The following is a 1908-nucleotide window of genomic DNA, read 5'->3' as shown; positions in this document are numbered from 1 at the left end:
GATCCGGGCTGTTGCGATTTGAGCTGGTTCGGTGTGCTGCGTGTTGAGTGGTGGCTGGTGTGGTCGGCTGAGAGAATGTGTTGGTGGCCAAAGGGTATCGCCCGGTGGATCGGGATCAGCAGTTCTTGTTGCCGGTGGACATGCGTGAGTGGTTACCGGTGTCGGATCCGGTGTTCACGGTGATCGATGTGGTTGCCGCGTTGGATACCTCGGCGGTGCATGCGGTGCGCCGCACCGGTGGTGTCGGGCGTGCGGGATACGACCCGGACATGTTGCTCACGGTACTGATCTTCGGGTGGGCTCAGGGGCAACGATCCTCGCGGGTACTCGAGCGGATGTGTCGGCGTGATGCCGCGTTCAGGATCATCTGCGCCGGAAACACCCCTGATCATGTGACGATCTCCCGCTTCCGCGCCGACGTCGCCTCGCACATGGAGGCCTTGTTCACGCAGGTACTGCTGCTGTGCGGACAACTGGGGTTGGCCAGGCTGGGTGTCGTCGCCCTCGACGGAGTCAAGATCGCCTCCAACGCTTCACTGAGTGCGAACCGCACCGAAAAAGGTTTGCGGAAAGCGGCAGCCGAGGCGGCCGAGCAGCGACTTCGCGAGCACGCGCGGGCTGCCGCCGCTGAGCATGCTGCTGCCGACGCTGCCGAGGACGAGATGTTCGGACCGGGCTCGGCAGGCGACGAGGTGCCCGACGATGTGGCCGATCCGCGTTCTCGCGCGGGTCGGATCGCGCAGGCGTTGACCGCGCTCGCCGAGGTCAACGCAGACAAGGCCGCCGAGCGCGAGAGGATCGAGAAGAACAAGACCGATCTCCGTGCTGCGACGCTGGCGCGGCGTGAGGCGACGGTGGCGGACTATCTGCGTCGCCGCGCCGAGCTCGGCCCCGTGGCCGGGCCGCCGCCGACCGAAATCCGTGTCGAAGTGCTCGAACGCAATCTGGCCCACGCGCGTGCCAGGCATCAGGCCACGATCGAGAACTATCAGGCACGGAAGGCTGCGGGAACAGTCAAGGGGCGTGCGCCGGGACCGGTGGAGAGGAACGCGAAAGTGATTCGTGTCCAGCGTTTCCTCGACCGCGCGATCGCCGACCGCGCCGCCGCCGAAGCGAAAGCCGCGGAGCAGGAACGAGTACGCACCGCCGTCGAGGCCGCCACCGCATCTGCTGTCACCTCACCAGCGAAGAAGGTCGAACCCACACGCAATGTCACCGATCCGGAGTCGAGGTCGATGCAGTTGCGTGGTGGTGGGTGGATTCAGGGCTACAACTGCCAGGCGGTGACCACCAGCGATGGGATCATCATCGCCACTTCGGTGGGGAACAATCCTAACGACGGCACCACCTTCACCTCGATGCTCGACAAAGCCGTCGCTGCCGCCGACCTGATCGCAGGCGCCCGCGTTGATCGAGATCCGAACGCCGACAACCAGATCGGGGTACTGCTCGCTGATGCGGGATACACGAGTGAGGCGAATCTGACCGCACCCGGACCGGACCGGTTGATCGCGATCGGCAAGAACGCCGCGGTATCGAAAGCCGCAGCCGACGACCCCGTCGACGGGCCACCACCGGCGGGTGCGACACCGAAAGAGGTGATGTCGCATCGGTTGCGGACCCCGGTCGGTGCCGCGCTTTACGGCCTGCGCAGTCATATCGCCGAAACCCCGTTCGGTCATGCCAAACACAATCTCGGATTCCGGCGCTTCAGCAGCAGAGGTCAACAGCGAGCCTCCGCGGAATTCACCTTCCATGCCCTGGTCCACAACCTGTTCAAGGCCATCGGAGCACACACTCCGGCACTCACCTGAGGTCGGTGGCCCGGCCGCGGTCCCACTGATTCCGCCGTCCGACACCACACAACGGAAGCCGAATCGAAATCGCAACAGCCCGGATCCCGCCTGC

At 65.1% G+C, this 1908-nt stretch carries 1 protein-coding gene; it reads left to right on the top strand.

Going from position 1 to position 1908, the window contains the following annotated elements:
- Window positions 1–104 precede the first annotated feature (104 nt).
- Entirely contained in the window at window positions 105–1814 is a 1710-nt protein-coding gene (locus AB0O58_RS26680) for a transposase (protein ID WP_366239034.1), read from the top strand.
- Window positions 1815–1908 lie beyond the last annotated feature (94 nt).

This window comes from Rhodococcus sp. NPDC080181 (assembly GCF_040702225.1).
Lineage (GTDB): Bacteria > Actinomycetota > Actinomycetes > Mycobacteriales > Mycobacteriaceae > Rhodococcoides > Rhodococcoides fascians.
Note: the sequence above shows the minus strand (reverse complement) of the source record. Positions and strands in the feature narration are given on the sequence as shown.